22 protein-coding genes are annotated in these 26,748 nt (G+C 55.2%); 7 read left to right on the forward strand and 15 right to left on the reverse strand.

Annotation, left to right across the window (positions count from 1 at the left end):
* Positions 1–48: 48 nt before the first annotated feature.
* The 3 genes from C7378_RS18250 to C7378_RS16800 all read left to right on the forward strand — a co-directional run bounded on the left by C7378_RS18250 (position 49) and on the right by C7378_RS16800 (position 3,550).
* On the forward strand, positions 49–894 hold the full coding sequence (locus C7378_RS18250) for a lipopolysaccharide biosynthesis protein (protein ID WP_131999462.1): 846 nt from the start codon (positions 49–51) through the stop codon (positions 892–894).
* Positions 895–1,019: 125 nt separating this feature from the next.
* The gene (locus tag C7378_RS16795) at positions 1,020–2,018 is read left to right on the forward strand and encodes a glycosyltransferase (protein ID WP_131999296.1); all 999 of its coding nucleotides are present in this window, start codon (positions 1,020–1,022) and stop codon (positions 2,016–2,018) included.
* A gap of 89 nt (positions 2,019–2,107) precedes the next feature.
* A complete protein-coding gene (locus tag C7378_RS16800) occupies positions 2,108–3,550 on the forward strand; it encodes a UDP-glucose dehydrogenase family protein (RefSeq protein WP_131999298.1) in 1,443 nt (480 codons plus the stop codon).
* A 173-nt stretch (positions 3,551–3,723) separates the two neighbouring features.
* Here C7378_RS16800 and cysK read toward each other — a convergent pair whose 3' ends face one another.
* From cysK to C7378_RS16835, 7 genes are all read right to left on the reverse strand, one after another.
* On the reverse strand, positions 3,724–4,767 hold the full coding sequence (gene cysK, locus C7378_RS16805; protein ID WP_131999300.1) for a cysteine synthase A: 1,044 nt from the start codon (positions 4,765–4,767) through the stop codon (positions 3,724–3,726).
* A gap of 88 nt (positions 4,768–4,855) precedes the next feature.
* Entirely contained in the window at positions 4,856–5,728 is an 873-nt protein-coding gene (locus tag C7378_RS16810) for an ABC transporter permease (protein WP_131999302.1), read from the reverse strand.
* Positions 5,729–5,740: 12 nt separating this feature from the next.
* Complete coding sequence (locus C7378_RS16815; RefSeq protein ID WP_131999464.1) at positions 5,741–6,661, reverse strand: ABC transporter permease; 921 nt, start codon at positions 6,659–6,661, stop codon at positions 5,741–5,743.
* Between the two features lie 50 nt (positions 6,662–6,711).
* Complete coding sequence (locus tag C7378_RS16820; RefSeq protein WP_165876866.1) at positions 6,712–8,139, reverse strand: ABC transporter substrate-binding protein; 1,428 nt, start codon at positions 8,137–8,139, stop codon at positions 6,712–6,714.
* Between the two features lie 265 nt (positions 8,140–8,404).
* Positions 8,405–9,853 carry a M81 family metallopeptidase gene (locus C7378_RS16825; protein WP_131999306.1) on the reverse strand — a complete coding sequence of 483 codons (1,449 nt, stop codon included), beginning with the start codon at positions 9,851–9,853 and terminating at the stop codon, positions 8,405–8,407.
* Between the two features lie 368 nt (positions 9,854–10,221).
* On the reverse strand, positions 10,222–11,496 hold the full coding sequence (locus tag C7378_RS16830) for a Gfo/Idh/MocA family protein (RefSeq protein WP_131999308.1): 1,275 nt from the start codon (positions 11,494–11,496) through the stop codon (positions 10,222–10,224).
* Between the two features lie 11 nt (positions 11,497–11,507).
* The gene (locus tag C7378_RS16835) at positions 11,508–12,503 is read right to left on the reverse strand and encodes a sugar phosphate isomerase/epimerase family protein (protein ID WP_131999310.1); all 996 of its coding nucleotides are present in this window, start codon (positions 12,501–12,503) and stop codon (positions 11,508–11,510) included.
* 424 nt (positions 12,504–12,927) lie between these two features.
* Between C7378_RS16835 and C7378_RS16840 the strand changes: the two genes are divergently transcribed.
* Positions 12,928–14,076 carry an ROK family transcriptional regulator gene (locus C7378_RS16840; protein WP_243648327.1) on the forward strand — a complete coding sequence of 383 codons (1,149 nt, stop codon included), beginning with the start codon at positions 12,928–12,930 and terminating at the stop codon, positions 14,074–14,076.
* Between the two features lie 32 nt (positions 14,077–14,108).
* Entirely contained in the window at positions 14,109–15,341 is a 1,233-nt protein-coding gene (locus C7378_RS16845) for a lactonase family protein (protein ID WP_131999314.1), read from the forward strand.
* Here the strand turns inward: C7378_RS16845 and C7378_RS16850 are convergent.
* The 4 genes from C7378_RS16850 to C7378_RS17875 form a co-directional block, all read right to left on the reverse strand.
* Entirely contained in the window at positions 15,331–16,329 is a 999-nt protein-coding gene (locus tag C7378_RS16850) for a nucleoside hydrolase (RefSeq protein WP_131999316.1), read from the reverse strand. The two genes, C7378_RS16845 and C7378_RS16850, sit on opposite strands and share 11 nt — an antisense overlap.
* A 38-nt stretch (positions 16,330–16,367) precedes the next feature.
* Complete coding sequence (locus tag C7378_RS16855) at positions 16,368–17,297, reverse strand: ribokinase (protein ID WP_131999318.1); 930 nt, start codon at positions 17,295–17,297, stop codon at positions 16,368–16,370.
* Between the two features lie 98 nt (positions 17,298–17,395).
* The gene (locus C7378_RS17870) at positions 17,396–17,968 is read right to left on the reverse strand and encodes a hypothetical protein (protein WP_207901466.1); all 573 of its coding nucleotides are present in this window, start codon (positions 17,966–17,968) and stop codon (positions 17,396–17,398) included.
* Positions 17,943–19,316, reverse strand: a complete 1,374-nt coding sequence (locus tag C7378_RS17875) for a hypothetical protein (RefSeq protein WP_207901467.1) — start codon at positions 19,314–19,316, stop codon at positions 17,943–17,945. Before C7378_RS17875 ends, C7378_RS17870 begins: the two co-directional genes overlap by 26 nt.
* Positions 19,317–19,776: 460 nt before the next feature.
* Between C7378_RS17875 and C7378_RS16865 the strand changes: the two genes are divergently transcribed.
* Positions 19,777–20,130 (forward strand): PadR family transcriptional regulator, encoded by a 354-nt coding sequence (locus tag C7378_RS16865; protein ID WP_131999320.1) that lies wholly within the window; start codon positions 19,777–19,779, stop codon positions 20,128–20,130.
* Positions 20,127–22,778 (forward strand): ABC transporter permease, encoded by a 2,652-nt coding sequence (locus C7378_RS16870; RefSeq protein ID WP_131999322.1) that lies wholly within the window; start codon positions 20,127–20,129, stop codon positions 22,776–22,778. The genes C7378_RS16865 and C7378_RS16870 overlap by 4 nt, the downstream gene beginning before the upstream one ends.
* Positions 22,779–22,988: 210 nt before the next feature.
* On the opposite strand, the gene C7378_RS16875 is transcribed toward C7378_RS16870, so the two are convergent.
* Genes C7378_RS16875 through C7378_RS16890 form a run of 4 tightly spaced genes read right to left on the reverse strand, consistent with a single transcriptional unit; the run spans position 22,989 to position 26,747 of the window.
* Positions 22,989–23,213 (reverse strand): hypothetical protein, encoded by a 225-nt coding sequence (locus tag C7378_RS16875; protein ID WP_131999324.1) that lies wholly within the window; start codon positions 23,211–23,213, stop codon positions 22,989–22,991.
* A gap of 1 nt (position 23,214) precedes the next feature.
* Positions 23,215–23,733: an NADH-quinone oxidoreductase subunit B family protein gene (locus C7378_RS16880; RefSeq protein ID WP_131999326.1), complete on the reverse strand. Its 519-nt coding sequence runs from the start codon at positions 23,731–23,733 to the stop codon at positions 23,215–23,217.
* A 9-nt stretch (positions 23,734–23,742) separates the two neighbouring features.
* Positions 23,743–25,290 (reverse strand): hydrogenase large subunit, encoded by a 1,548-nt coding sequence (locus tag C7378_RS16885; protein WP_131999328.1) that lies wholly within the window; start codon positions 25,288–25,290, stop codon positions 23,743–23,745.
* Positions 25,291–25,292: 2 nt separating this feature from the next.
* The gene (locus C7378_RS16890; RefSeq protein WP_131999330.1) at positions 25,293–26,747 is read right to left on the reverse strand and encodes a hydrogenase 4 subunit F; all 1,455 of its coding nucleotides are present in this window, start codon (positions 26,745–26,747) and stop codon (positions 25,293–25,295) included.
* Between the last annotated feature and the right edge of the window lies 1 nt (position 26,748).

Below are 26,748 nucleotides of genomic sequence, written 5' to 3' on the forward strand. Positions count from 1 at the left end.
TCCCACTTCCCCACACCCCCGACGGCGGCTACTTGAACTCAGAAATAGCTGCGCTACACTAACTCATCCAACGGCACAAAACATCGGGCACGCCAGGAGCGCGGACTAGCACGAAGAATGCTTGCCTATGGTTTAAGTTATAGCGGTGCGATAATGATATGGCAGTTGCGTCTGCTTGTTAACCCTCTTGTTGTCGGTAGATTTGCCGGCGCGCAAGGTGTCGGTTTCGTGGCTCTGGCTATACGCCTCGTGGAGGTGCTTGCTTTCGTCAAGCAGGCTACATGGAGAGTTGCGATGGCGGCTCTTGCTAAATTAGATGGAGATAGTACAAGGCTTAGGAGAAGCATCAGCGAAGGTATGCGGCTACAGGCCATTGCGGTCGGGCTACCCCTGACGATATTTGCAGGAGTTGGACCCATACTGTTGCCCTATATATTCGGGCCTCGGTGGAATCCTGCTTTCAAATTGTTCCCCTTCATAGCTCTCTCGTACCTGATTAGCGCAACGTTTAATCTACACACTTCGGTGTTAGCTCTTCTCCGTCATAATCTTGAAATTATGAAGTTCCATGTTGCCCATGTATTCCTGTTTGCAAGTGTCGCCGTATTGCTTGTCCCCAGGTTCGGATACATTGGCTATGGATGGGCCGAGATAGGCGCTTTCGCTAGCTATTACTTATTACATCGATATATCAGCGAAAGAGTTAACAGTCCTGACTATCGGTCCCCATTGATATGGTGCCTTGTGTGCTGCATTATCTTGGTGATTTGTGGCACAGTAGGCAAGCTGGGTATTGTCTCGCTCGTGCTTCTTCCAGTGCCGCTGCTATTTGCACGAGAGAGAGAATACCTAGAAGTATATGTTCGTATATTGATGAGGGACAGTATTGCCTAGGCGCCTCCGGAAAAGTTGGCTGGTGCTTGTGTCTGGGCCTAGTGAACTTCCTCTATGCCACCGATGATGAAGTGCAGAAAGCTCCTTAAGGCAGTGGTTAAAGTGAATGCGACAAGAGGAAGCCGGTGAAAGTTCTTATTGCTACCGCCATGTATCCCACGGAGGGTAATCCCGCCTTTGGATCATTTGTGCGTTGCCAGGAGATATTCCTGAGGCGCGCCGGGGTTGACGTTGATGTTCTTGTGTTGCGCGGCCGCTATCGCAAGCTGATTTACCCTAAGGGTATATTCCAACTGAGACAACGTCTTAATGATATTTCCCTAGTGCATGCCCACTATGCCTATGTCGGATTAGTCGCTAGGGCGCAGTGGCAGGTTCCTCTTGTACTTACATATCATGGTGATGATGCACTGGGTACAGTCACTAAAGAGGGAAGTGTAAGCAGGAAGAGTCGTATTGTCGCAGCTGGATGTCGCAAGCTGGCCCACTATTGTGATGCTGTGATAGTCCAAAGTAAACGGATGGCGGGCAAGTTCCAGGAGGAATGTGTTCATGTCATTCCACATGAAGTTGATCTAGATAAGTTCCACCCCACAAATATCAATCGGGCGAGGGAGCAGCTTGGGTTGTCGCATTCGAAAAACTACGTTTTGTTCGCAGCAGATCCCGCAATCCCTGTCAAGAACTTCCCGCTTGCAAACGCTGCAGCAGCGTTACTACGAACCCGGACTAAGGATGTAGAGCTCTTAGTCGTTTGCAGGGAAACGCAGGAGAGACTCGCCTTGTACATGAGCGCCTGTGATGCGCTTGTCTTTCCTTCCTATCAGGAGGGATCCCCCAATATCATCAAACAGGCTATGGCCTGCAATTTACCGATTGTCGCAACAGATGTGGGTGATGTAGAAGAAATAATCGGCAGAACAAGAGGGTGTTATATCTCGCAGCCTAACCCAGAGATGTTTGCCCGTTTCCTGGGTACTATTCTTGCCTCTCCATTCAGAACTGCAGGGCGTGATGAAGTAAAACATTTGTCAGGTGAACTCGTGGCGGATCGCCTCATACAAGTCTACGAAGAGGTGCTGCGTAGGCGATATACGAACTCCCTTTCTTCGCTACGGTTCTGATATCCGCTACCATCATGAACCGGCTTGTAAGCGCCGGGTTTAAGCAGATGCCGTTCTCACGATAAGGCTTAATATCAACGAGGATAAATATGAATATTTCTGTCATCGGTGCGGGTTATGTTGGCTTGGTGTCAGCCGTGTGCTTCGCGGAACTGGGACATACGGTTATCGGTGTGGACAATAATCCTGAGAAACTGCTGGCGCTGGACGAAGGAAAAGTTCCTATTCACGAAAATCTTTTGCCGGAGTTACTCCAGAGGCATCTTGGTCATCGGCTAACATTCAGTAGTTCTATCTCACATGCTGTTCGAGAGTCAGATGTAATCTTCATCACTGTAGGTACTCCGCAGTCCGCTACTGGCCATGCAGACCTCGGCTATGTGGAAGCGGTCACACGGGAGATAGCAAAGCATATTACCTCCATGAAGTTGATCGTAGAGAAAAGTACGGTCCCCGTCCGCACGAGCGATGCAATTCGTCGAACGATGACGCTCAATGGGGCTTCCCCTCGCTTATTCTCCGTAGCCTCGAATCCGGAATTTCTCCGGGAGGGGTCGGCGGTTACTGATTTTCTTTACCCGGATCGTATTGTCATTGGGGTTGAAGACTCTTTTAGCGAAGAAAGATTGAGGGAGATATATTCGCCCCTTTGTGATGGCAGCTATTATCGTCGGGAAGACCTGATCCCGGGGTGCGGAGCGAGTGCTGCTCATTTCATTGTCACCAATACGAACAGTGCCGAACTCATTAAGCACACTTCCAATGCGTTCCTCGCCATGAAGATTTCGTTTATGAATGCAATTGCAAATATTGCCGAGCGCGTTGGTGGTGACGTAGATCAAATCAGGGAAGGCGTAGGTGCAGATAGACGGATTGGGACGAGCTTTCTGAATGCGGGAATTGGATATGGCGGCTCCTGCTTCCCTAAGGATGTGCTCGCTTTCCGCGCCGTAGCGCGTGAGGTTGGCTACGACTTTGATCTTCTCGATGCCGTCATGAGAATCAATAAAGATCAGAGACATCAATTCCTACGCAAGGTTCGTGATGCTCTTTGGACACTTCGTGATAAACGGATCGCGGTATTTGGTCTCGCGTTCAAGGCAGGAACAGACGATGTCAGGGAGTCGCCTGCGATTGAGATTGTGGAGGCCCTCGTAAATGAAGGATGCCTGATCACTGCATATGATCCAGTTGCCATGCCTCGGGCCCTGAGCGAACTCGGATTGCGGGTTGGCGAGAATACCGTTAGGATGGCCAGCGACCCCTACATCGCAGCTGAGGACGTGGATGCCGTGCTTATACTTACAGAATGGAATGAATTTGCCAGCCTCGATCTACCCAGGCTTCATAGTCAGATGCGCTTGCCTGTGGTCATTGACGGACGCAATCTTTACCGGCCGGAAGTAATGGAGGCTGCAGGGTTCGTGTACTACAGCGTTGGCCGTGCTGCTGTGTTCCCACTTGGGCGCTTGAATGCAATGCCAGAGTTATTGATTGACGAGGCCGCTTGCTTGTCACATCAGGCTGGTTGACTCAATGCAAGATCGTTAAGATTGATTTGAATTCTATACAAGAGCTCAATGGGATGAGCTTTAGCGGTGCAGGCATTTCTGATCGCAGCGAATCGTATGGTTCACGTTCAGAATATCTTCCCTTGGGAAGCCTTATCCGTGAAAAGCTCTTAGTTGGTTGTTGGGATCGCCGCCTAAATCCATCCACTGGGGGTAGAGTGGGCGATCGCCAGCTCCTCTTCAGTCATATCGATTGAAACATCCCCAAAGAGTGGCGTACTCAGATAGCGTTCACCCGTGTCGGGCAACATGCAAAGTATGGTTGATCCTTTCGGGACATTGGCTGCGACGCGCAGCGCTGCTGCGAAAGTTGCGCCGGAAGTTATACCCACAAAAATTCCTTCCTTGCGGGCAAGATCCTTGCTGCAACGCATCGCCTCGGCAGTCTCGATGCGCAAGACCTGGTTGATGATCTTCATGTCGACGGTGTCACCGACAAGTTTCGCGATGAAGTCCGGACTCCAGCCTTGGAGGGCGTGAGGATGCCATGCCGGGTGTCCGGCTGACGGAGATCCATCCGCGTTTCTCTGCTGTTCGATTCCACTGGCAACCATGGGGGCTTCGTCCGGCTCGCAAACGACGATCCTCGTATCGGGGCGCTCCTTGGCGAGTACCCGCGCAACGCCCTTCAGCGTACCTCCGGTGCCAAATCCTGTAACCCAATAATCCAGCCGCTCACCTTTGAAGTCATTCAGTATCTCTTGCGCCGTGGTGCGTGAGTGCATGTCGGCATTAGCTTCGTTTTCAAATTGGCGCGTGAGAAACCAACCGTGCGTCTCGGCGAGTTCAATAGCTTTGGCGACCATGCCCATGCCCCGACCCGCAGCAGGAGTAAGCACAACTTTCGCGCCTAGGAAGCGCATGAGCTTACGTCGCTCGATACTGAACGTTTCCGCCATTACTAAGACAAGTGGATAGCCCTTCTGCGCGCATACCATTGCCAGACCGATGCCGGTATTGCCGCTCGTTGCTTCGATCACCGTCTGTCCCGGTTTGAGCCGACCGGTTCTTTCCGCATCCTCAATCACTCCGAGAGCAAGGCGATCCTTAACAGAACCGAGTGGATTGAAAGCCTCGACTTTTACGTAGAGGTTTATGTCATCCGGCGCGAGCTTGTTGATTTTGACCACAGGGGTATTACCGATTGTTTCAAGGATGTTGGCATATTTATGTCCCACGGCAATTTCCTCCATCTACACAAGGGGCTCGCGTCGCTTGCGATCATCGCGGCGGTCGAAGGCAGCGCCTTCAGAGTAACTTAAATGATCAGCCTTTGTGAAACCGTGGATCGAAGCGATCGCGCAGACCATCTCCCAGCAGGTTCAGGCCCATCGCGGTCACCGTGATTGCCAGCCCAGGAAAGAGCGTAAGGTAGGTAGCCACTCCAAGGAAGTTTCGCCCGCTTGCCATCATCGCTCCCCACTCGGTTAATGGAGGCTGTGCTCCCAGCCCCAGAAAGCTCAATCCGGATGCGGTCAGCACCACATCACCCGCCGTGAGGGTGGCCTGCACAAGGATAGGAAGCGCTGCATTGGGGAGAATATGGCGGAATAGAATGCGCCCCGGGCTTGCACCCAAGGCTCGTGCTGCTTCAGAAAATTCCGAACCTTTAAGAGTAAGCGTGAGGTTTCGTGCCAGCCTGATATAGGCCGGGATCGCAAAGACAGAAATGGCAATCAAGCTATCAAAGAAGCCAGGGCCTAGAATCGCTACAATCAGGATTGCCAACACGATGCCGGGAAATGCATAAAGCGTATCGCTGGCCCAGAGGATGGTGCTATCCACCATCCCTCCCGCATAACCGGCTAAAAGCCCGAGGGGCACCCCAATGGTCAGTGACATGCCAACGCTGAGCGCTATCTCCAGCAGCGATAGCCGTGCTCCGAAAAGGACTCGTGCAAACATGTCGCGACCATATTCATCCGTTCCGAAAATATGTCCATGGCCGGGTGGCAAAAATGTGATGGCAAGATTCTGGGTATAGGGGTCGCGCTGAGCGAGCAGAGGCGCGAATGCTGCTGCCAGCACCAGCAGGACTATGATCGTTGCGCCTACACTCAGGTTTGCGTAGCGAAGATTTGACCGAACCCGGGCTGTCCAGGGTTGCACTATATTCCCAGGTAGAGTGTCTTCTGTCATGCGATCATTCTCTTACTCAAAACGGATCCTTGGATCCAGCACCCCAATCATGACCTCCACGATCAGATTGATCAGGGTCACGAGCGCGACGGTAAGTAAGGTAATCCCCTGTATGGTGGCATAGTCGCGATAGCGTACCGCATCTACCATCAAACGCCCTAGCCCCGGCCAGTTGAAAACAGTCTCAGTAATCACGGCGCCTCCAAGCAGCGAGCCAAAATTCATCCCCGCAATCGTCACAATGGGGATCAGCGCATTGCGCAACCCATGCTTAATGTAGAGGCCTGCTCCCGTTAGACCCTTTGCCCGCGCTGTTCGCATGTAGTCCTGGTTAAGAATTTCGAGCATACTTGCTCGACACATCCGCGCGATCACTGCCGCCGGCAGCAGGCCCAGCGTGATCGCAGGCAGAATATAGTTCTTCCAGCTATCCGCGCCCAGCAGCGGCAGCCACCCCAACTGGACGGCAAAGAGATTCATCGCCATAAGAGCCAGCCAATAGTTGGCGATGGAGGCACCTGCAATCGCGCTCACCATCACCGCATGGTCGATGGCGCTTCCGGCATAGAGCGCTGCAAGTACGCCTGAGGTGATTCCCACAGCAATAGCAAACAGATAGCTCACGGACGTCAGAGCGAGCGTAAAAGGGAAGCGTTGCGCAATCTCTTCCTCGACCGGCTTATGCGAACGGATGGAGATTCCAAGATCTCCGTGGAGCACACCGCGCAGAAACAGCCCATATTGTATGGCGAAAGGCTTATCCAGGCCTAACCGCGTGCGCGCTGCGTTCACGGACTGCTGATCCGCCTGCATTCCGGCCATCAGTCTTGCTGGATCCCCAGGCAGCAAACGTACCGCTGCAAAAATGAGGAAGGATGCAACAAGCAGGATCATCGGGAGCGCTAGCAGCTTGCGAATCCAGTATCGCCGCATCTTCACCAATTGCCTGATTCCTCCCTTCCTGCCTCGTGGAAGCAACATAACTATTGTCCGTCCAGCACGATCTGACTGCCCGGTAGCAGGTGCACCGCCTCCGGCACCGTGCCGACGTGCTCCGCTGCCACGTCTCGCGTTGCGTAAAGCAACACATGGGGCGCATCCTCGGTAATGATCCGCTGCGCTTGGTAGTAGAGTGCTTTGCGCTTCTCCAAATCGAGCTCGCCTGCAGCCTCTCTGAGCAGCGCATCGAGCCGGGGATTGCTGTAAAATCCGACATTCGCACCGGCTGGCGACCACGCGCTCGTGCGATAGAGTGGGCTCAGTTGATAGTCGGGGTCCGCATTATTTGCTGCCCATGAAGCAAGCACGCCACCGATACCCTGCGCGCGCTTTGCCTCCGGCGAGGCAAAGATAGTCTGGGAGAAAACCCCATGCTCCATGCGGTCAATCTCCAGTCTCACGCCTATCCTCGCCCACATCCCTTGCAGCGCTTCTGCCAGCGGCTCATCCGCTTCCTGCACCACTATTTTGAGTGAGAACCCATTCGGATATCCCGCCTGCGCCAGCAATTGCTTGGCGTAGGCGGGGTCGTACGTGTACCCGCGATTTGCCGGGTTATAGCCGAAGTCGGATGGTGCAAGCGGCGAGTTGGCTGGCGTGCCGAAGCCGCGCAACTGTGTCCGCACAAGTCCCTCGCGATCGACACCATAATTTAGCGCCTGTCGTACACGCTTATCATCAAGTGGTTTCATCTGTAGATTAAGCGCTACCCAGAAGACAGCGGTTGACTTGCCTTCGATCAGTTGTACTTTGCGATTGTGTGAGAGCGCTTCTGCAAAGATGGGTGGTAGTGGATTCACGATATCTGCTTGCCTGGCCAGCACTGACATTTCCATCAGCACCGGCTCCGTTGTCCACATCCATTTCAACTGCTTAACCACCGGACGCTTTCCCCAATAAGCATCGTTACGCTGCTCCAGCACATATTCGCCTGTTCTCCACTCCACGAAGCGATATGGTCCCGTTCCGACCGCATACCGTGACAGAATGCCATTGTTGTCTGCAGCGGGGCTCACGATGGGCGTCACCGCGAGAACCCGCAGGAAGGGAGCATACGGGTTCATAAGCGTAAAAACCACGGTATGGTCTCCCTGCGCCTGCACGCTCCCGATAATCCCCTGAATCCTGCTGCGTCCGGCGAGGCCGCGGGCGGGGTCCATCAGTCGCCTGAAGGAATGAACAACGGCCTCCGCATTAAAGGGTATGCCGTCATGAAAGTAGACGTCCCGCCGCAGCATAAAGGTCCACTGCTTTCCTGATGCATCCACCTTCCAGCTCGTCGCCAGCCACGGCACGATATTGAGATGACTGTCGAACTGCGTCAGGCCTTCATACATAGGACTGAGTACATCTGCTGTCAAACTCGCAGTGTGGTCAGCCGGGTCCATCGTCAGTGGTGCCTCTGATTGCATGATCGTAATGCGAGTGGGTTGATTCTCGCTGTGTCCACACCCAATCATCCCCAGGAGGCAGCTCAGCGCGAGAGCTATAACAGGGAAAGCCCTGTGAGCTGCGCGCCATGCCGGGAGCCGGCATGGCGCTGCCCGTCGCTCGGCAGCGCAGCCATACAGAGTCGTCAACACGCAGCCACCTTAGTTAAGGCGAGAGCGGATGAAAGTCTACCTTCGTTGTCAGATTGCTTCGGCCGCGCTGCGTGGGTATCGGCGGAATAGAATTTCACTCCATCTCCCGATAAGACCGCTTCGAGAGGATTGGTGATGGCTGCCACGCAAGCGTAGGCTCAAATGGATAAGTTGGTGGACGAAACTTGTTCTTCGGCAGCTTGTCCAGGTCCTGCAGAATGGAACCATCTGAGAGTGCCATCAGATTAGGATTGGCAATCGGAGCCAGTTCAGGCGAGAGATAGCCCGATTTCACCACGAGCAGTTTGAAATCAGGAATATTCAGCCCGAGTTTGGTGAAATCGCTGATGTTGTGGAACGGTCGCCGTGAAGCGGTGAGCACGACCGTTACCCCATCGACTCGTACGACAGCGATACGATCGCGCAGGTTGTCAGTCGGCAGCAGAAGCAGCAACTGCGCCGTTACCTTTATGGGACGGCTGCCTTCGGGATCAAGCGCAGCTCCAATCGTCAACTGGAGAGTATCCCCCGGTACATGCTGGTAGCAAATATCTGTAGCAGGAGGGTCGGCAATGCCGGCCACAAGAGCATTCTGAAAGCCTCGCTGTAACAGGACTTCCAGCATCTCTGCGCGATCTCCGACGCCCCCGCCGGTCGGATTGTCGCCGGAGTCTGCGAGAATCACCGGCTTGGTTGCGCATGCCGCGGCGCGGTCTAACATTTCAGAGATTGTGCCAACGGGCACACCAAACTGAAATGCATCCCGTGCATCCCAGTATTGCTGTGCAAGCATGCTCGCTTCATGCTTCAATACGTCTGGGTTAGTGCCGGTCAGCACCGCGCTTGCCGTGGCGCGCGGCTCGTCAGCCCATACGTAGCCCACCAGAAGCGAAGCATCCATAACGCCATCTTTTTCATCGATCGTTGGCAGTTGTGCGTAGAGTCCCTTTGCCGGCTCATCCTCCGTGCTCGTCCGTTCCCCAGGCAATAGTAACGGTATCGGCACCCACACCAGACTGGGGCGCAGCTGTTCGGTTGCGCATCGGACGAGCATGTCACATGCTCGTTGCTGGGTCTCCACCACATCTATGTGAGGTGCAGTGCGATAGGCAGAAAGCATATCGATGTTGTCCACCACGCGTCTGCTTATATTTCCATGCAAGTCATAGCTCGCACTGATCAGACATTCCGGGCCAACGATCTCTCTCGCGCTTGCGATCCAGTCACCTTCCGCATCCTGCATGCCGTCGACGAACAGGGCGCCGTGCATTGGCAGATAGAGACCGTGGAGTGGTAGCAGTTCCTTGAGAGAGCGGAGAAACCCACTTTTCAACGTCTCATACGCATCCCGATCCACAGGCCCCCCCGGAATAGCACGCGCATAAAGCGTGGGGTGAAATTGATGAGGGTAGACGCGCAAATGGGCAAAGTCTGGAGCCGCGGCTAAACTATCGCCGGTCAGCACCTTGAAATCTTCTATCCGAGTCAGTATGTGGCTATAGGTGCTGCATTCAATATGAATGCCTCCGAAGGCAAACCTCATCTAGTTCTCCTGGTTGCGGTATTCCGCAGCTCTTTTAACTCATCATCGTCTTAGACTGCCCGCGAGGGCAAACTTTTTGATCCTCCCCAGCAGTGCTCGACGAGCCCTCCTGTGGAGGGAAGATTGTGCGACTGCCACTTGTGATTGCAGCCTACGGCTCAGAACTGGAGCTTTGCCGCAAATTGAATCAGGCGTGGATTATAGGCGTTCGCTGTGCTTGTGATGGAGCCGTAGCCTGCGCCACCGAGCGATGCGTTCGGATTCGCGAAGCTTACCGTATTGGCGACGTTGAACGCTTTTAGGGTGCAGAAACTCTACCGCATGTGCGAACGGCACAACGGGGACGGATGTTAGATATTGAAGGGGCCCTACGTAAACTGCGCCATGTTCATGTTTAGCGCATATTGTTCACCGTGCTGGAGTTGTTCTTCCCATGTGACTTCCCGGCCCGTGTGTCCGGCCATGCGCCCAAGCATGCAGCTCAATGCGCTGTCTACACCTGCTGCTGCCTGGTTGTGGAATTTCCCGGAGGTGATGCTTTCAATGAAGGCTCGATCTTTGTCCCGATCAGCAAATTTGAGATTGTCTGAGAAGCTGCCATTGGCCGCAAAATGGCCGCTGCCGCTTTGATCTGCGTCTGCAGATGCATCCTTCCAGTCCCACGCGTTTTTGCCGATAATCCGCACCGGCCCCGAGTAGGGTGCTTCCGCAATGCCATCGGCTCCGAACACCCGTTCGGATACATCGAACCAGCTCTTGTCGCCGAACTGAGTCGAGGAAAAGCTGACATGCACATCGTTGGGATAGGTGTAGATGACTTGGTAGTTATCCCAGGTATCACCCTGGTGGGTGGTCACATTTCTTCCGCCTGTCGCGACAGCCTTAAGCGGGCGGCTCTGCAGGATCCAGTTGCATATATCGATGACGTGGATGTTCTGCTCGACGATGATGTCGCCTGAAAGCGTCTTATCCCATAGCCAATTGCGTATACGGAACTCGTCCGGGGACCAGCTTGTACCCTCATGACTTACCGCCGCCGGGGCGTTGTAGTGAGCGGTGATGGATGCGATTTTCCCGAGATCGCCTGCATGGATTCGTCGTACCACCTCAGCAATGGGAGGAGCGCTGCGAACTTGAAATCCAACATCGAGACTTATGCGCCCTTCCGCGCGCTTGCCGATTTCGAGAGCCTGTCTGGTCTGCGCAACATCGACCCCGAGTGGCTTTTCGCAGTACGCGTGCTTGCCGGCGTTCACCACGGCGTCCAGGTGCTGTACGTGAAACCACGGAGGGGTCGAAATCTGAATTGCATCTACGTCCGGTGAAGACGCGAGCTCCTCAAACGCCTTGTAGCCGCGGAACATAAGCTTCGGATCAATCGCAGGGACGCCCAGTCCTGCGTTAACCTCGTCGAAGTGTGCTTTGCCCTTCGCCAGTTGGTCGGGGAACAAATCTGCAAGTGCAACCACGCGAGCCTGTGTGTTTTTCGCGAAGGACGTTGCGACCGAAGTCCCGCGATTACCGCACCCCAGCAGTCCTAGACGCACAGCCGAGTTCGCCGGATAGCCAAAGGCGGACCGAGGGTTCAAAAACAACAGGCCCGAGGCAGCACTGCTTGCGTGTATGAAATCTCTGCGGTTCATCGATGCCTTCCTTAGGCCTTCTGGTTGAGGATTGGAGTTAGTACCCGGTCTAGGTACAACTTTTCGGATTTGACGTCTGCGATCTGTTGGGGGCCCGAGGTCTCACGCTCAATCGTGACTGCGCCTTGGTAGCCAAGCGCATGCAGTTTGCTAAAGACCTGCTGGAAGTTCACATCTCCGGTGCCGATGAGTACTTCCTCGCCGAGCTTCATCGGGTTAGTTGGCCACTTGCCGTCCTTCGCGTGAATGCTCCGCACGTGCGGCCCGATGATCGTCACAGCGTCCACTGGGTTCGCCTTTCCATAAAGAATCAGATTGGCTGTATCGAGTCCCACTCCCAGGTTCGGCTGATCGACATCATGGATTGCACGCGACATAGTGGTTGGCGTCTCCTGTCCCGTCTCCATCAGAAATGCCTGGCCATTTCCCGCGCAGTGCTTTGCCAATTCGCGGATCGCTAGAACTGTTCCTTCATACAATGGATCCTTCGGATCTTCCGGAATAAATCCACAGTGTGTCTGGATCTGCCCAACCCCGAGCATCTTTGCAAAGTCGGACGTCTGCTTCAGCGCGTCCATGCGCGCAGTCCGAGTAGCTGGAGGAACTATCCCGATTGTCGATGGGCCATCAACGAAGTCCCACACAAGCTTTCCGGGTCCGACTACCTCTGCTGTCGTCGCAGTAATTCCGTACTTCTCCAGCAAACCACCCATCTGCTGCGCCAGAGCCTTCGTGTATTTCCCGAGATACGCATCGAGGGAGAGAAAGCAGTTGTCGAAGCCCAGTTCCTTGACGCGGGCGATTGCAACTTCAGGCTGCGGCGAAGGCTTGATAAGCAGACCGAGCGACATCGGTTTCAGGTGGTCTGCGCTTCCTGGAGAGGAGGAAGCTGCGGAACGGATGAAGGTTGAATCAGGTATCCCTTGGTGCAGCGTATTTCGTGCCAGTGCATCTGCTGTAGCCAGTGTCACGGCCGCAGCACCCGTTAGAAAACTTCTTCTGTGCATCACCGCTCCTTCAACACTCCAGGTTTAGCGCATTGGGAGATGGATTCTTCCAATCAGTGAATTAAACATCGCGCCCGACCCGCTTAACACTGTTGAGGAGCATTTAAGCACGATCACCAGTCTGTCTGCAAAGAAAAATCAGGAAAACATAGTGAGAATAACGAAATAACATCTGCCATATAAGACCCACTAAGAATGAGCGTCTTTTCTCTTCTCGGAAGTGACCACTGCGTGTATACATTGCTGGATGATTAATTTCGATTTCAGGATTAAATGAACCTTTGATTAGCTGTTTACTCCCGGCGTCTGCTCGGGCGAGCGGTCCACACTCTGCTGAGCCCACAGTGCTCCACCGCGACCATTCGCGCCCAGCCGTGGCCCGCATCTGCGAGAGAGGGCGAGCGAGGTAGCTATGGAGCGAAAGATGTCTCGCAGCAGCACCTCGCGGACTGTAGTGCTTAAGGCGCTGCTCGAGAGCGGCCCATTATCTCGTTCGGCCGTGGCTGACGCTACCGGGCTAAGCCGATCGCTTATCAGCGAGGTAAGTCAGGAGTTACTCGACATAGGGCTGCTTCTGGAGATGCCCGTGCCGCATGACCCGCAGCGTCGTGGCCGGCCGTCCATTCTGCTCTCCATCAAATCAAGCCATGCGTACTTTGTTGGTGCAAGCATTAGCGAGGCAGAACCCCTCATGGTGCTCACTGATATGCACGGGCGTGTAGTTGGCGAACACACCATGACCCCAGCCGAGAGCCCCCCTGAGGTTGTTGACTCCATGCGGCGAGGACTCACGAGCTTGTTGCGCTCGCGAGCTATTCCCAGAGAGCAGGTCCTCGGAATAGGCATCGCCATGTCGGGCTTTATTGATCATCGTGCTGGAATTTGTTTACATTCTGCTGCTCTCAATTGGCATGATGTCCCTATCGCCGAGATGGTGCACGCCTCCACCCGGATTGCAACCTACCTGGAAAACGACGCGAATGCGGTTGCCACTGCAGAAAAGCTCTTTGGATGCGCGCGGGAGTTCGACGACTTCAGTATCGTCACGATCGGCCGTCAGATTGGTTGTGCTCACTATATGCAGGGGGAGTTGCAGCGAGGCCACGCTGGCGGAGCAGGTGAGATCGGGCATATCACTGTCGAGTTCGAAGGGCCACGCTGCCGTTGCGGCAAACCGGGATGCCTCGATATGTTCGCGGCAAGTACTGCAATGATCGAGGCAGCGAAGGCTGATCACCTCCCCGTCACTCGAGTGCGCGAAATTGAGGCGCTCGCTGCCAACGGCAATGCGTCGGCCATCGCGATCCTGCGCAGCGCCGGCAATGCACTTGGGTTTGCCGTTGCGAGCCTCATCCAGATCAATAACCCCGAGCTGATTTTGTTTGAGGATATGGAGGGAATTGGCAGCGGCCTATTCAGTACCACTGTGCGTCAGGCGATTGAAAACAATATCCTGCCTCGGTTTCTATCATCGACGCGCCTCTTGTTTCATCAGGTGGAGCGCAACGTCCTGGCACGTGGTGCGGCAAGCATTGCGGCTCATCAATATCTGCTCGAACGAGCCGTCAGTTAGATCTGCGACTCCCAGCCATCAGGAGAAAGTTTATGTCCATCGATTCAAATCACCTGGTCTCACGACGCTTCATGCTAAAGGCGTCTGCCGCGTGCGCACTGGCGAGCGCCGCGTCGCGCGTCTTTCCTTTAAGCAGCGCTGCTCCTGTACTTGCCTATATCGGCTCCTACAGCGCTTCAATGGATGGCGGAGCAGGCAACGGCAAAGGGATCTATCTTGCCGAGATGCATCCGGAGAGCGGGGAACTCACAGATATCAGGCTCGTCGCGGAAGCTCGCAATGCGTCATGGCTGTCGCTTGATCCCTCCGGACGGCATCTTTATAGCGTCAACGAAGTTACAGATTATGAAGGCGGTAGTGGGGCGGTAAGCGCCTATGCCGTGCATCGGCCCACAGGAGACCTCACCCTGCTCAACATCGTGAGTTCGCACGGTGCTGGTCCGGCGCACCTGAGCGTTGATCGCCAGGGCAAATATGTCTTCGTTGCAAACTACTTCGGTGGCAGCATTGCGGTCCTGCCGATCCTCGCCAGCGGTGCTCTGGGCTCACCTGCTTTCCTTCATCAGGACATTGGTTCCCTCGGTAAAAAGATTGCAACAGATGCACCTGCTGGTAGCTATGCGATCAGCGGACATGACAAGCCACATGCTCATATGATCCATGCCGACCCGAGCAACCAGTTTGTGTTGCAGACGGACCTTGGGCAGGACCGCATCTATATCTATCGCCTCGATTCAGCAACGGGGAAACTCTCGCCTTCGGCAGATATGCCGTTCGTCTCACTTCCATCCGGCGACGGCCCGCGCCATTTCATTTTCCATCCTAACGGGCAGTGGCTCTACGTCCTTCAGGAGGAGTCATCCACTCTGGCCTTCTTTCATTTTGACCCGCATACTGGCACTCTCCAAGCGCAGCAGAGACTATCTACACTCCCTCCCGGATTCGCAGGCACCAGCTTCACATCTGAACTCGCAATGACAGAGGACGGGCGCTTTCTATACGCAGCTAATCGTTTGCACGATACAGTAGCTCTCTTTGCGGTGGCGCAGAACGGCCGTCTTAGCTATATAGGCGAGACATCCGTCCTGGGTGACTACCCGCGGCACATCGCCATCAGCCCCAACGGGCAGTTCCTTTATGCATCCAATCAGCGCAGTGATGACATCACTGTCTTTCGTATCGATCGAACGAATGGAAAGCTTACCTTCACCGGGCATTATGCAGCGATTGGTAGCCCAACCTGCGTGGTGTTCCTTACTTTGTAGAGATCGACGTAGCGGGGTGCAGATCTTCCGTGAGTATGCGGTGCAGGTAAAAATCGAAAAATCGATCAGGGTCTGATTGCAGGCAGACCTGCGCGTTTGGGATTCCAGGTTCAACTCGGGTGTAGCCCTTGTCGTCTACAACAATATGCATGGGCCGGGTCGGGCAGAGGTCAGGCTGCAATACAAAGGCTACCGCCATAGCGTCAAAGAGTGTGGGCGTTGGGTTCTGTGTTGAGGCTGTCCACTGCTCATAAAGCAGCGCAAGTGTATCGGTGAGCGGCTTGCTTCGACTAAACAGGATATTGCGCTTCACCTCGTCGAGCTTGAGCTGTGTCGAATCGAGCGGCATCACATACACCGGTACCCCTGAAGCAAACAGTTTCCTGGCCGACGGAATATCCATCAGGATGTTGTACTCCGGGCTGGGTCCACGATTTGGCAAGTATCCAAGGTCCCCGTATCCGCGTTGAATCGATCCGCCCATGATCACCACTCGCTTGAGTTTTCTGAAGGTCACGGGATCCCGGTCAATTAAGGCGCCGATATTCGTAAACGGAGAAACCGAAATGAGCGTGATCTGCCCCGGGTATTTGCGAATAGCCCCTAGCGTGAAACTGATGGCATCGGTCCACGGCGATTGCGGAGCAGGGAATCGCTCCGCCCATCGCGCCTGGGTGAATGTTGTCTTGCTGGGGGTATGCAACCCGACGCTTACCGGGATATGGCTCATGCCCGTTTCAGAGAGATAGCGTTCGACCAGCCTCGCACGCAGACCTGTATCGCCATAGGCGGTGGTGAGCCCAAGCAGATCGACCTCCGGGCTTGAGAGCAGCAGCCCCAGTGCGAATGCATCATCAATGTCATCGCCGATATCGGTATCGAAAATGACTTTTTCTCTTGGAGAGGATGGACTGTTCTGTCCATAGACGAAGGACCCCGCGCAGCCAAACAGACAGAGGAGTACCAGTAGATAGATACGACGATTCATGATCTCACCGGGCCTTGGTATCAGCGTGTCTAGCAATGCTATTCGTTACTCCGCTCTCTCAGAAATTCATGAACTTCGTCTCGTGTCGGCATAGAGTCGGTCCCAGGATGAGTTACAGAAAGCGCAGCTGCGGTGCAGGCAAACCGCGCCGCCTCCAGAGCCGTCCTGCCGTGCAGTAGTTCTGTTGCAAAAGCTCCATTGAATACGTCGCCCGCGCCCGTAGTGTCTGCGACGTTTACCCGCCAGGACGGAATTCGCTCAAGAATACCGCTGCTCGTGGCCAGAAGAGCCCCGCGCTCGCCAAGTTTCAATAGAACATTCTTTGCGCCCATCTCGAGCAGCGCCTCGACTTGCAGGTGGATGCCTTCATCGAAATTGTCGCCTATCGCAATCCCCGTAAGATGTCGCGCCTCGACTTCATTTGGAGTAACCCAGTCCGCCGCGTCGAGGATGCTGGATGTGAGGGACTGCGCTGGCGCAGGATCCAGCATTAGCGGAACCTTCGCGGCACTGGTTATTCTGCACAACGCCTCCAGCGTATCAAGTGGGGTTTCCAGCTGCGTAAGTACCATACCGGCCGCTGCGATCACATCCTGATAGCTTTCCACATCTGAAGGACGCAATTCGTGGTTTGCGCCTGGAACCACTACGATGCTGTTCTCTCCTGACTTTATCTTGTGGATGACAGCAACCCCGCAGCTGCCGTCTATCTCGCTGATACCCGCGGTATCAACTCCCACGTCGTTCAGGTGTGCCAGCAGATTCGCCGAGAAAGGGTCTGTACCAATCTTTCCAATCATAGTGACAGGATGGCCAAGTCTGCCGATGGCGGCCGCTTGATTGCCACCTTTGCCGCCATGGAAAATTTCAAAACTGTTTCCGATGAGCGTTTCGCCCGGGGAGGGGTAGCGCTCTGCCGTCACAACAAGATCGATATTGAGGCTGCCAACCACTACGATAGGTTTCATCCTGTCTCATCGTAATTGGATTTCAGGCCAGCAGGTCGTCGCGTTCACCCAAAAGACCCGGTGCCACAGGATGAAATCAACCCGGATCCATTTCACAGCTACTGGTTGAGTAATCCAAACACCGCCACTCCGCTCGGAGTACCCACAAACACGCGGCCATTCGCTACGACCGGCGTGAGGAACTTGTTGCCTGTACCGAAGGCATCGCGCCCATTCGAGGCCTGTGTGCTGTTATAGAGTTCGTTGCCAAGATTGGTTGCGTCGTAAGCATGCAATACTGCGGCGTCGCCGGTTCCACTCTCCAGCGCCCATACAATCCCGTTCTGCGTCCCATTGGCAGATACACTCGGCGTACTTCCAGGATAGGCGAAGCTTGTGCCGGACTGGCTCGTCGGCGATGTGCTCAGCATTGCATTATTGACGGTGTAAGCTCGCAGCACATCTCCCACGCCACCATAGAAAACCGTGTTGTTGAAGTATGCGGGACCAGACCATGCGCCATTTGGCAGCGCTCCGGGTAATTCCTGATAGAGATTGCTGTTGTTAGAAGCACTCTGGTTGAATTTGCCCAGATTGTCTCGATCGCCGACATAGATATTGCCATCTTTGCCCGCTCCCACCACCAGATGACGAACCTTCCCGGCACTATCTTTTACATCTGGCAGCAGCATCGCTCCCCCCCGATCCAAGATCCCGATCCGCAGAGGATTCCGCGACCGTGTTATATGGCTCGAAGTAGTCGCTTACAGCTAGCTTGCTTGCAGTGCTTAACTTCAGCATTGCATTTCCGTAGTCATTCTGACTGGGGAATCCATCGGCGGTGAATGTGCTGTCAAACGTGCCATTGGCAGCCAGCAGATAGATGTTTCCGCTGCTGTCCGCTGCCAGACCATAGCCGCTCATCCAGATCGAGCCTTCACTTCCATTGGGTGTCAGGTTGAGTACCGCTGACTGATGAAGTGTGGCTTCGCTGTAGCCCATAATCCAGCCGGTATAAGGCTGGTTGTCGCAGTGACTCGTCCACCCCGTATAAATTGTCCCGTTGAGTAACAACAGGCCAGCGCGCTCAGCGTATTGGCCGGGGTCGAATACAACGCTACCATTCTCGCTGTTGGCGCCCGTGCCTGGATAGGAAGCTGATATTTCGGTTGGGCTGCCTGTCAGCTCCGCACCAGTAGCCAGGTCAAGAGCGTTTAGTCGTTGATGGTAGCTCCCGCTTCCGTCTTTGCTCATGCCGACCAGAAAGATAGCGCCGTGAGCTCCATAAGACCGGTCGATTACAGGGGTGGCCGTAATACCTATCTCGGGTGCTATCTGATTACAGCTTCTCGGGTCGCTCGGAGTTTCGCCCGACTGCAGGATTGAGGTCTTCCACACTTGCGCGCCCGTTGCCGCATTCAGTGCATAGACGCTGTCATGCTCTGTTGCCACGTAGAGTACGTTGGCGGTCGCACCTGACGGTAGCTTCAATCCACTGACGTAGAGCGGCTGTGCGTCCACTTTCCCATCTACTGGATATACCCCGAGCAGCCCGAAGGAAACTGCATTCACATTCGCAGGCGTTAGTGTGGTCTCCTGCGCGTTCAGGCCGTCACGAGCATTGTCATAGTGGTAGGTAGTTACATCTGTCCCGCCTGGTGACGGACTCGGTGCCGCTGAAGCAATCGTTAGACTTAGCGATGCAGTGTGCGTCAGGCTGCCGGAGGTCCCGGTCAGATGTGCGGTGCCACTACCAGCGATGGCGGACGCGGCTGCTGTGATAGTGATGGGTTGTGCAGCACCGGGAGAGAGTGTAATTGTTGAAGGTGTCGCCGTGAGACCTTGAGGCAGCCCGTCAATCGCGACGCTGACCGGTTTGTTAAAGCCGCTAAGAGAGGCGACTTCCACATTGATCTGGCCTGTACCGCCAGCAGTGAGGGATAAACTTGCGGGGTTTGAAGCAAGGGAGAAGTCGCCCCGTGAGCTGCTGCAACCTGCCGTTGCGAAGACCGCGCCGATAGCGAACAGCAGCCATCGCAATGCTTCTCTCAGCAGTGACCTCCGAGCATTCCGCTGAACTTGCATAGCCTGGTTCTTTCTTCCATTGGCAGGAATGCGAGATGAACAGCAATCTTCTTTCAAAGCAAAAGTCATGGTCGACCCCAATAGACGGGTCAATAGTGAACATAGACGCACAACCCCAAGCATTTGGTTTGCTAGGGCAAGCTCTTTCCCGCAAAGATCGCGCAGAAGTGTATAGCCCGGGTTGCTATTTTCTGCTGTAAGGAACGAGATTATGTTCGATGAGGCATGGAAGATTAGGTCTTCGCGCAAGGAGAGAGCACCGAGCAATCCTAGGACACCGTTACACCTTTCGCGTGGAGTTTATGGACGAATGGCGAAGTAAGGAATCCATCCAAATTCGAAGAGATGCAAATGCCGTGTGGCGTCACCACATGAGATATGCCATACTGATGTCGCATCACCACAGGAGCGGTAGATGGGTGAATCCAAGCTCGATCTTCTACAGGGAACGATGGACATTATGGTCTTGCAGACACTGGAGACCATGGGGTCGCTTCATGGATATGGCATTGCGCGTCGCATTGAACAGGTAAGCGGGAATGAAGTCCTGTTGAACCAGGGCACCATCTATGCCTCGCTGGTGCGATTGCAGCAGCGAGGCTGGATCGCGGCCAAATGGGGTACTTCGGATAATAATCGCAAGGCAAAGTTCTACTCCATCACACGCGGCGGCCAGAAGCAGTTGGCCAGAGACGCTGCGTATTGGCAGCGGCTGACAGAAGTAATGGGTCGAGTTCTCGCCATGCAGAGCGAAGGCGGCAAGCGATGAAACATTCCCTGCAGGAAACCTTCAATCGCATTCGCTCTTTCTTTCGTGAGGCTCCTCTTGATCGCGAGCTCAACGAAGAAATGGCGGCGCATCTGGAGATGGCAGAGGAAGAAAATCTGCGACACGGTATGTCTGAGGATGAGGCACGTCGCCAGGCGCGTATACAGTTTGGCGGCGTTCAGCAGGCGCGCGAGCGGCACCGTGAATCACGTGGTCTGCCCGCGCTTGATGTAATGATGCAGGACCTGCGCTTCACCTTCCGAACATTATCGCGGGAACGCGGCTTCGCTTTCATTGCCATGCTGATTCTGGCACTCGGCATTGGCGCCAATATTGCTGTCTTCAGCATAGTCAACACGATTCTGCTACGTCCTCTACCGTTTCCCGCTTCGCAGCAGCTTGTGCGGATTGTTGAGAAGAATCCAACAGCCGGCGAATCCAGTAAAACGTACACCGCTGATGCCACGCAGGACTTTCAGCAACAGAACCACTCTTTCCAGTCAGTCAGCGGCTACTTCGCATTCAGCGGCCCTGACAATGTCAAGCTTATTGGAAAGGGCCAGCCGATGCCTGCCACGGGAATTCTCGTTACGCAAGGCTTCTTTGAAACACTCGGAGTCCGACCTGCGGCCGGGCGGCTGTTCCGATCTGAAGAATTCGTGCAGCACTCGCGGCCTGCGGTCCTCCTAAGCTACCCCTTCTGGAAGCGGCAGTTCCGTGGAGACCGCAGCATCGTTGGAAAGACGATTAATCTGAGCGACACGTCCTTCACCGTAGTCGGAGTCCTTCCCGACACCTTCGATTTCGGTTCGGTCTTCTCGCCGGGAACGAAGACGGATATGTTCATCCCGTACATCATGGATGATTTTCGTGAAGACGGGAACGACTTAGCGTTGATTGGCCGCCTCAAGCCGGGAGTAAGCTTAGCGCAAGCGCAGAAGGAAGCCGACCTGCTCTTTCCCCAGTTTTATTTCGCGCACAAGCACCCGGAGTTCGGAAAAGGCTACACCGCCCAGCTCACTGGACTCAAAGAATACGTCAGCGGCAAGTTGCGGCGGTCGCTGATCGTGCTTTGGTGTGCGGTAGGTCTTATTCTGTTGATTGTCTGCGTCAATCTCTCGAACCTGTTGCTGGCCCGCGCAGCCGCGCGGAGTAAAGAATTTGCAATGCGCAGCGCCTTGGGCGCAACACGTGGCCGGCTTGTGCGCCAACTGCTCACAGAGAGCTTGGTGCTCGCCATCGCAGGGGCAGTTCTGGGGCTGGGACTTGCTCAGACCGTCCTTACCTATCTCGCTCATCAGGGAGCCATCGCTCTACCACTACTGAGCACGGTGCGCATCGATGGAGTGGTGCTGGCCTGGACGGTATTGATAGCGGTTGCAGCAGCTGTTCTCTTCGGCCTGGCTGCGGGGCTTCGCGGGTCGGCCTGGAATCTTCAGGAGGCTCTAAAGGACGGCGGACACGGCGCTGGTGAGGGCAGAAGGCATGGCCGTATGCGCTCCACGCTGGTGATCACGGAGATAGGGCTGGCTTGTGTACTCTTGGTCGGCGCGGGGCTGCTGCTGCGTAGCTTCCTGCGTGTTCTGGACGTGGACCTGGGCTTCGAGCCCAGCCATGCGGCTGCTGTCAGCGTCGATTACGACGATGGCGGAAACGCAGCAAAACGAGCTGCAATATGGCAGGAAGTTGTCCGCCGCGCTTCAATGATTCCAGGCGTTCAAGCTGCAGGCATATCGGACAACCTGCCCATGAGCCGCAACCGAAGCTGGGGGATTGCGGCGAAAGGCGCACAGAATCCCACTCGTGCCGATTTCGTTGACGCATTTGTCTACGTTGTCTCGCCCGGCTATCTGAAGGCGATGGGGATGCGTCTGATCCAAGGTCGCGATATCAGTTGGGATGACATCGTAAATAATCGCAACGTAGTCATCCTCAACCAGAAGGTAGCCCGAAGGCTATGGCCGGGCCAAAGCCCCATTGGCCGCATTGTCAATGTCGGCGGAGCGCAGACAGAAGTGATTGGTGTGCTCGAAGACGTCCACGAAAGCAGCGCGGAAGATCACGCGGGAGCGCAAATGTATCTGCCTTCCACAAAGCAATTCGGGCCGGAAGGTGCCTATCTCGTCGTTCGTTCCAGCCTGCCTCCAGCCACGCTGGCCATGAGCGTTATGAAAACGTTGCGGGAGATCAACCCTGGACAACCGGCTACGGAATTCAAGCCCGTGCAGGAGTTGGTGGATCATGCCACGTCCCCACGACGTTTCTTTGTGCTACTGGTTGGTATCTTTGCAGGATTGGGACTGCTTCTGGCTTCGTTGGGAATCTACGGCGTCATCTCCTACTCCGTCACGCGGCAGACGCAGGAGATTGGCATACGGATGGCGCTCGGTGCATCGCAAACTCGTGTGCAGCTCGAGGTGATCTCCACGACGCTGCGGCTTGCGCTGATCGGCATTGCTTTCGGAGTCGTCGCTTCGCTCGCGGTCGCGCGCCTGATTGCTTCTCTCCTGTTCCACACTGCGCCATCGGACCCGTTGGCCTTTGTTGGGACGATAGTCCTGCTGGGAGGGCTTGCATTGTTTGCGGGCTATCTCCCGGCGCGAAGAGCCTCGAAAATCGATCCAATGGTTGCGCTGCGGACAAACTGAAATTGAAACGCCTCGCTTTTCCGCGCGCCACTGCTGTGGCGCGCGAGCAGCGTGTGTCGGCCGACATCGGCGTAGTGGCAATCGCTTGCCGGTTGCGCGCGTCTCCGTTTGTCTCGGAGTCGCTGAATCTGAAGGAAGAATCTATCCTGAATAGGAGCTTCCCTCTGGAACGGCGACCGAAAACGCTAGCGTGCCGCATCGCTTCTTTCCTCAATGCACCCCGGGACCGTGCGATGCGTCTTGCTCTTTCGCGAGCTTCTTCCTCGCCTTTGGTAAGAGTTGTAAATATCGTTCTGACTTTTCCTCGCGTAGCGAATCTTCCAGCGCCTTGCGATACCCGCCGGTATAAATCGAATACATCACCGCTAGTGCGCAGCCCACGCCGAAGCCAAAGCCCATGAAGAATCCGATGACGCTGATCCATAGAGGGTCCATATCAGGCTTCAACGATCGCAGATCGCACGGTTTCGAAAATACCCGCCAGGATCGCCGCCGGAGCAGGCGGACAACCCGGGATAGTATGGTTAACCGGGATGACGTTCGCTATGCTGCCGCGGCTGGCGTAACTTCTGACAAAAATACCTCCGCAGGCTCCGCAATCTCCAATGGCAACAACAAGTTTAGGGTCGGGGACAGCAGCATAGGTGCGCTTGAGCGCTTCCTCCATGTTGGCGGAGACAGGGCCAGTGACGAGCAACAAGTCAGCGTGTCGGGGACTGGCGACAAATTGGATTCCCGTGCCTTCCAGGTTGTAGTACGGATTATGGAGCGCCTGGATCTCTAGCTCGCAGCCATTGCATGAGCCAGCATCCACATGGCGGATACAGAGCGCACGTCCGAGAATATTCCAGAGATCGGTCTGCAATGTTCTGACCGCGCTCGACGCTTGAGTAGAAGCCTGAGAGGGTTCTGTCAATATGCCTGTGCGCACCATACGTGAAAGCACATCGAACACAAGTCACCATTACCCGTCTTGTCCGCTGTAGGACAGGTTGAAAGATTTGTTGATTAACGGAAAATCAGGCACGATGTTTCCGAGGATGGCGTATTCAAGCAGTGGCCAGTTCTGCCAGGAGGGATCATGCGCGTGGCAACGCCGAATGCCGCCATCGACGCCTGTCTCAAGCGCTATCATCACTGGGCCGCGCCACCCCTCAATCAGACCAATCCCAAGTGTGTTTGGCTTTGCAAGAGGAACGGCTGCTAGCACAGGCCCTGAGGATAGATTTTCCAGAAGCGCGCGGCATAGCCGCAAAGATTCGAAGATCTCATCAAACCGTATTTGCACCCGAGCAGCGACGTCCCCATAAGTTCGCGTGACAGTTTTGGGGGAGAGCTGGTCGTAAGGCGTCCACGGGTGGTCCGTACGCAGATCGCAGGCAATGCCCGATGCACGTCCGGCTAGTCCAATCGCGCCGAGTTTCTGAGCCAGGTCATGCTCCAAACGCCCAGCTTCGCGAAACCGGTCCTGAACTCCGGCATGCTCGTCATAGATGGAACGCAGGCCAGCGACTTCCTCCTCCAAAACCAGATACTGATTTAAAAGCAGACCAGTGCATCGCTCGGGTAGATCGACTGCGACTCCTCCAGGCACGATGTAGTCCATCAAATAGCGCGCGCTGAACGCATCTGAATTGCTACGCAGTAGATCTTCTTTGAGGCGTGAGAACTGCGTGAGACCGAAGGCGAATCCAGCATCGTTGCCTAGTGCGCCGAGGTCGCCTAAATGGTTGGCGAGGCGCTCATGCTCAAGCGCCAGGGCTCGCAGTACGATTGCTCGCTGAGGGCAGCTTATAGAAGTGATGGATTCAAGAGCCGAGCAATAGGCCCAGGAAAACGCGACCGCGGAATCCCCCGATACTCGCGCTGCGAGCCTGTGGCCTTCTTGTTGTGGAAGACTCTCAAAGAGTTTCGCAACACCCTTGTGTGTGTAACCTAGCCGTGTCTCCAGGCGCAATACCTTCTCGCCTACCACTGAGAAGCGAAAATGCCCCGGCTCGATAGTTCCCGCATGGACCGGACCTACAGCGATCTCATGGACGCCATCGCCTTCTACCGCAACGAACGGATAAGGTTCGGATACGATCGGATAAGGTTGGTTGCCGTCGGTATCCCGCCGCAGGGGGAACAATTTCTCGGGCCAGCCTCCATGGCGAAGCCAGTCGCGCGTGTCCATTTCTTCGGCCGAAATCCCAAGCAAGTCATATACAGCCCGCTGCATACGCGACGCGACCGGGAACAGGAACGCGATACCGGGATAGGCAGGCGCCGTCGTATCTGCAATGGCGTGCTCAACCACCATTACGCTTGTGGGCAATAGGTAGGCAGCATAGATGCAAAAAGTTCCGTTACGATCACGATCATCTGCTCCCCACAGACTGAGAAGACTGGCGCCGGAATCGCGGAAGAACCCGGCTGTCTGGAGCCACTGTTCCCGGTCCACAGACAGAAGATGGCTCTCGACGTTTGAGGGTAATCTGGTTCGTCGATCTTCGAAAAAGTCAGGTGGCATCGTTATCCCCCAATCAGCCGTGCAGCGGCGCGATACCATTCCGCAAGCGCAGGTGGCATATAGAGTCCCAGGGTCAACACCATGGCAAGATGGAGGAAGACGGGCACCATCGCAGGGGAATGCGGCAGAGGCGGCGCATCGCTTTCGCCGAAAACCATTGGCTGGACTTTGCTGAAGATGCCTGCAAAAGCCACCCCCAGCGCGATAAGCAGAATCGGAGTCGACCAGGGATGGTCGCGCATCGCAGTAGTCAGGATCAGGAATTCGCTTGTGAAGACTCCGAATGGAGGCATCCCGAGGATCGCAATCGATCCGAGCATTAAGCCCCAACCGATGGTTGGACTGATGCCGGCCAGTCCCCGGATATCATCGATACGCTGCGTGCCCGCGGCCTGCGACGCATGGCCGGCAGTGAAGAAGATGGAGGATTTTGTCAGCGAGTGAACCGTCATGTGTAGCAGTGCCGCAAAGTTGGCCACCGGCCCACCCAACCCGAAAGCGAAGGTGATGATTCCCATATGCTCAATAGACGAGTAGCCAAAGAGTCGCTTGATATCGCGCTGCCGCCAGAGGAAGAAGGCGCCGAGCACAGCAGACAGCAGGCCGAACCCCATCAGCATGCGACCTGGGAGAGCAGATCCGATTGACCCTTCGGCCAGGATCTTGCACCGGACTACTGCATAGAGCGCTACGTTCAACAGCAGACCGGAGAGAACGGCAGAAACAGGTGTCGGACCTTCGGCGTGAGCGTCAGGTAGCCAGTTGTGCAGCGGGACCAGACCAACTTTGGTGCCATATCCAACCAGGAGGAAGACAAACGCCAACCCAAGCACTCTCGGTTCAAGGTGTTCCTTCACTGCGTCGAGATGCGTCCACAGCAATGCTGTCATGCCTTCCCGTCCCAGTGTCTGCTCCGCGGCAAAATACAGCAGGATCGTGCCGAACAATGCCAGTGCGATACCAACTCCGCAGAGAATGAAATACTTCCAGGCCGCTTCGAGGCTTGCCTTGGTGCGATAGAGCGAGACAAGCAATACCGTCGACAAGGTCGCTGCCTCCATCGCCACCCAGAGCAGGCCCATGTTATTCGTCAAGAGGGCCAGCAACATAGCCGCCATGAAGAGCTGATACATGCTGTGGTAAAGGCGAAGGCGCCGAGGGTTGAGGCGTCCATGATGCTCCTCGATGCGCATGTAGGGGCGAGAAAAAATCGCAGTGGTGAAGCCGACAAAGACGGTCAGGGCAACCAGGAAAACGTTGAAGGAATCAACGAGGAACTGATCGTGCCATACCAGCAGCGGACCATGTCTGATCACGCGCACCACCAGCAAAGTGGCGGCAGCGAGCGTAGCGAAACTGACGCCTATATTGAGTTCACCTGCGAAGTGGCGCGCCCCCAGCAATGCCAGCAAAAGTGTTCCCGCTAACGGTAGTCCAAGAACCAGCAACAATTCCACG

Origin of the sequence: Acidipila rosea (genome assembly GCF_004339725.1) — a bacterium.
In the GTDB taxonomy this organism is placed as follows: domain Bacteria; phylum Acidobacteriota; class Terriglobia; order Terriglobales; family Acidobacteriaceae; genus Acidipila; species Acidipila rosea.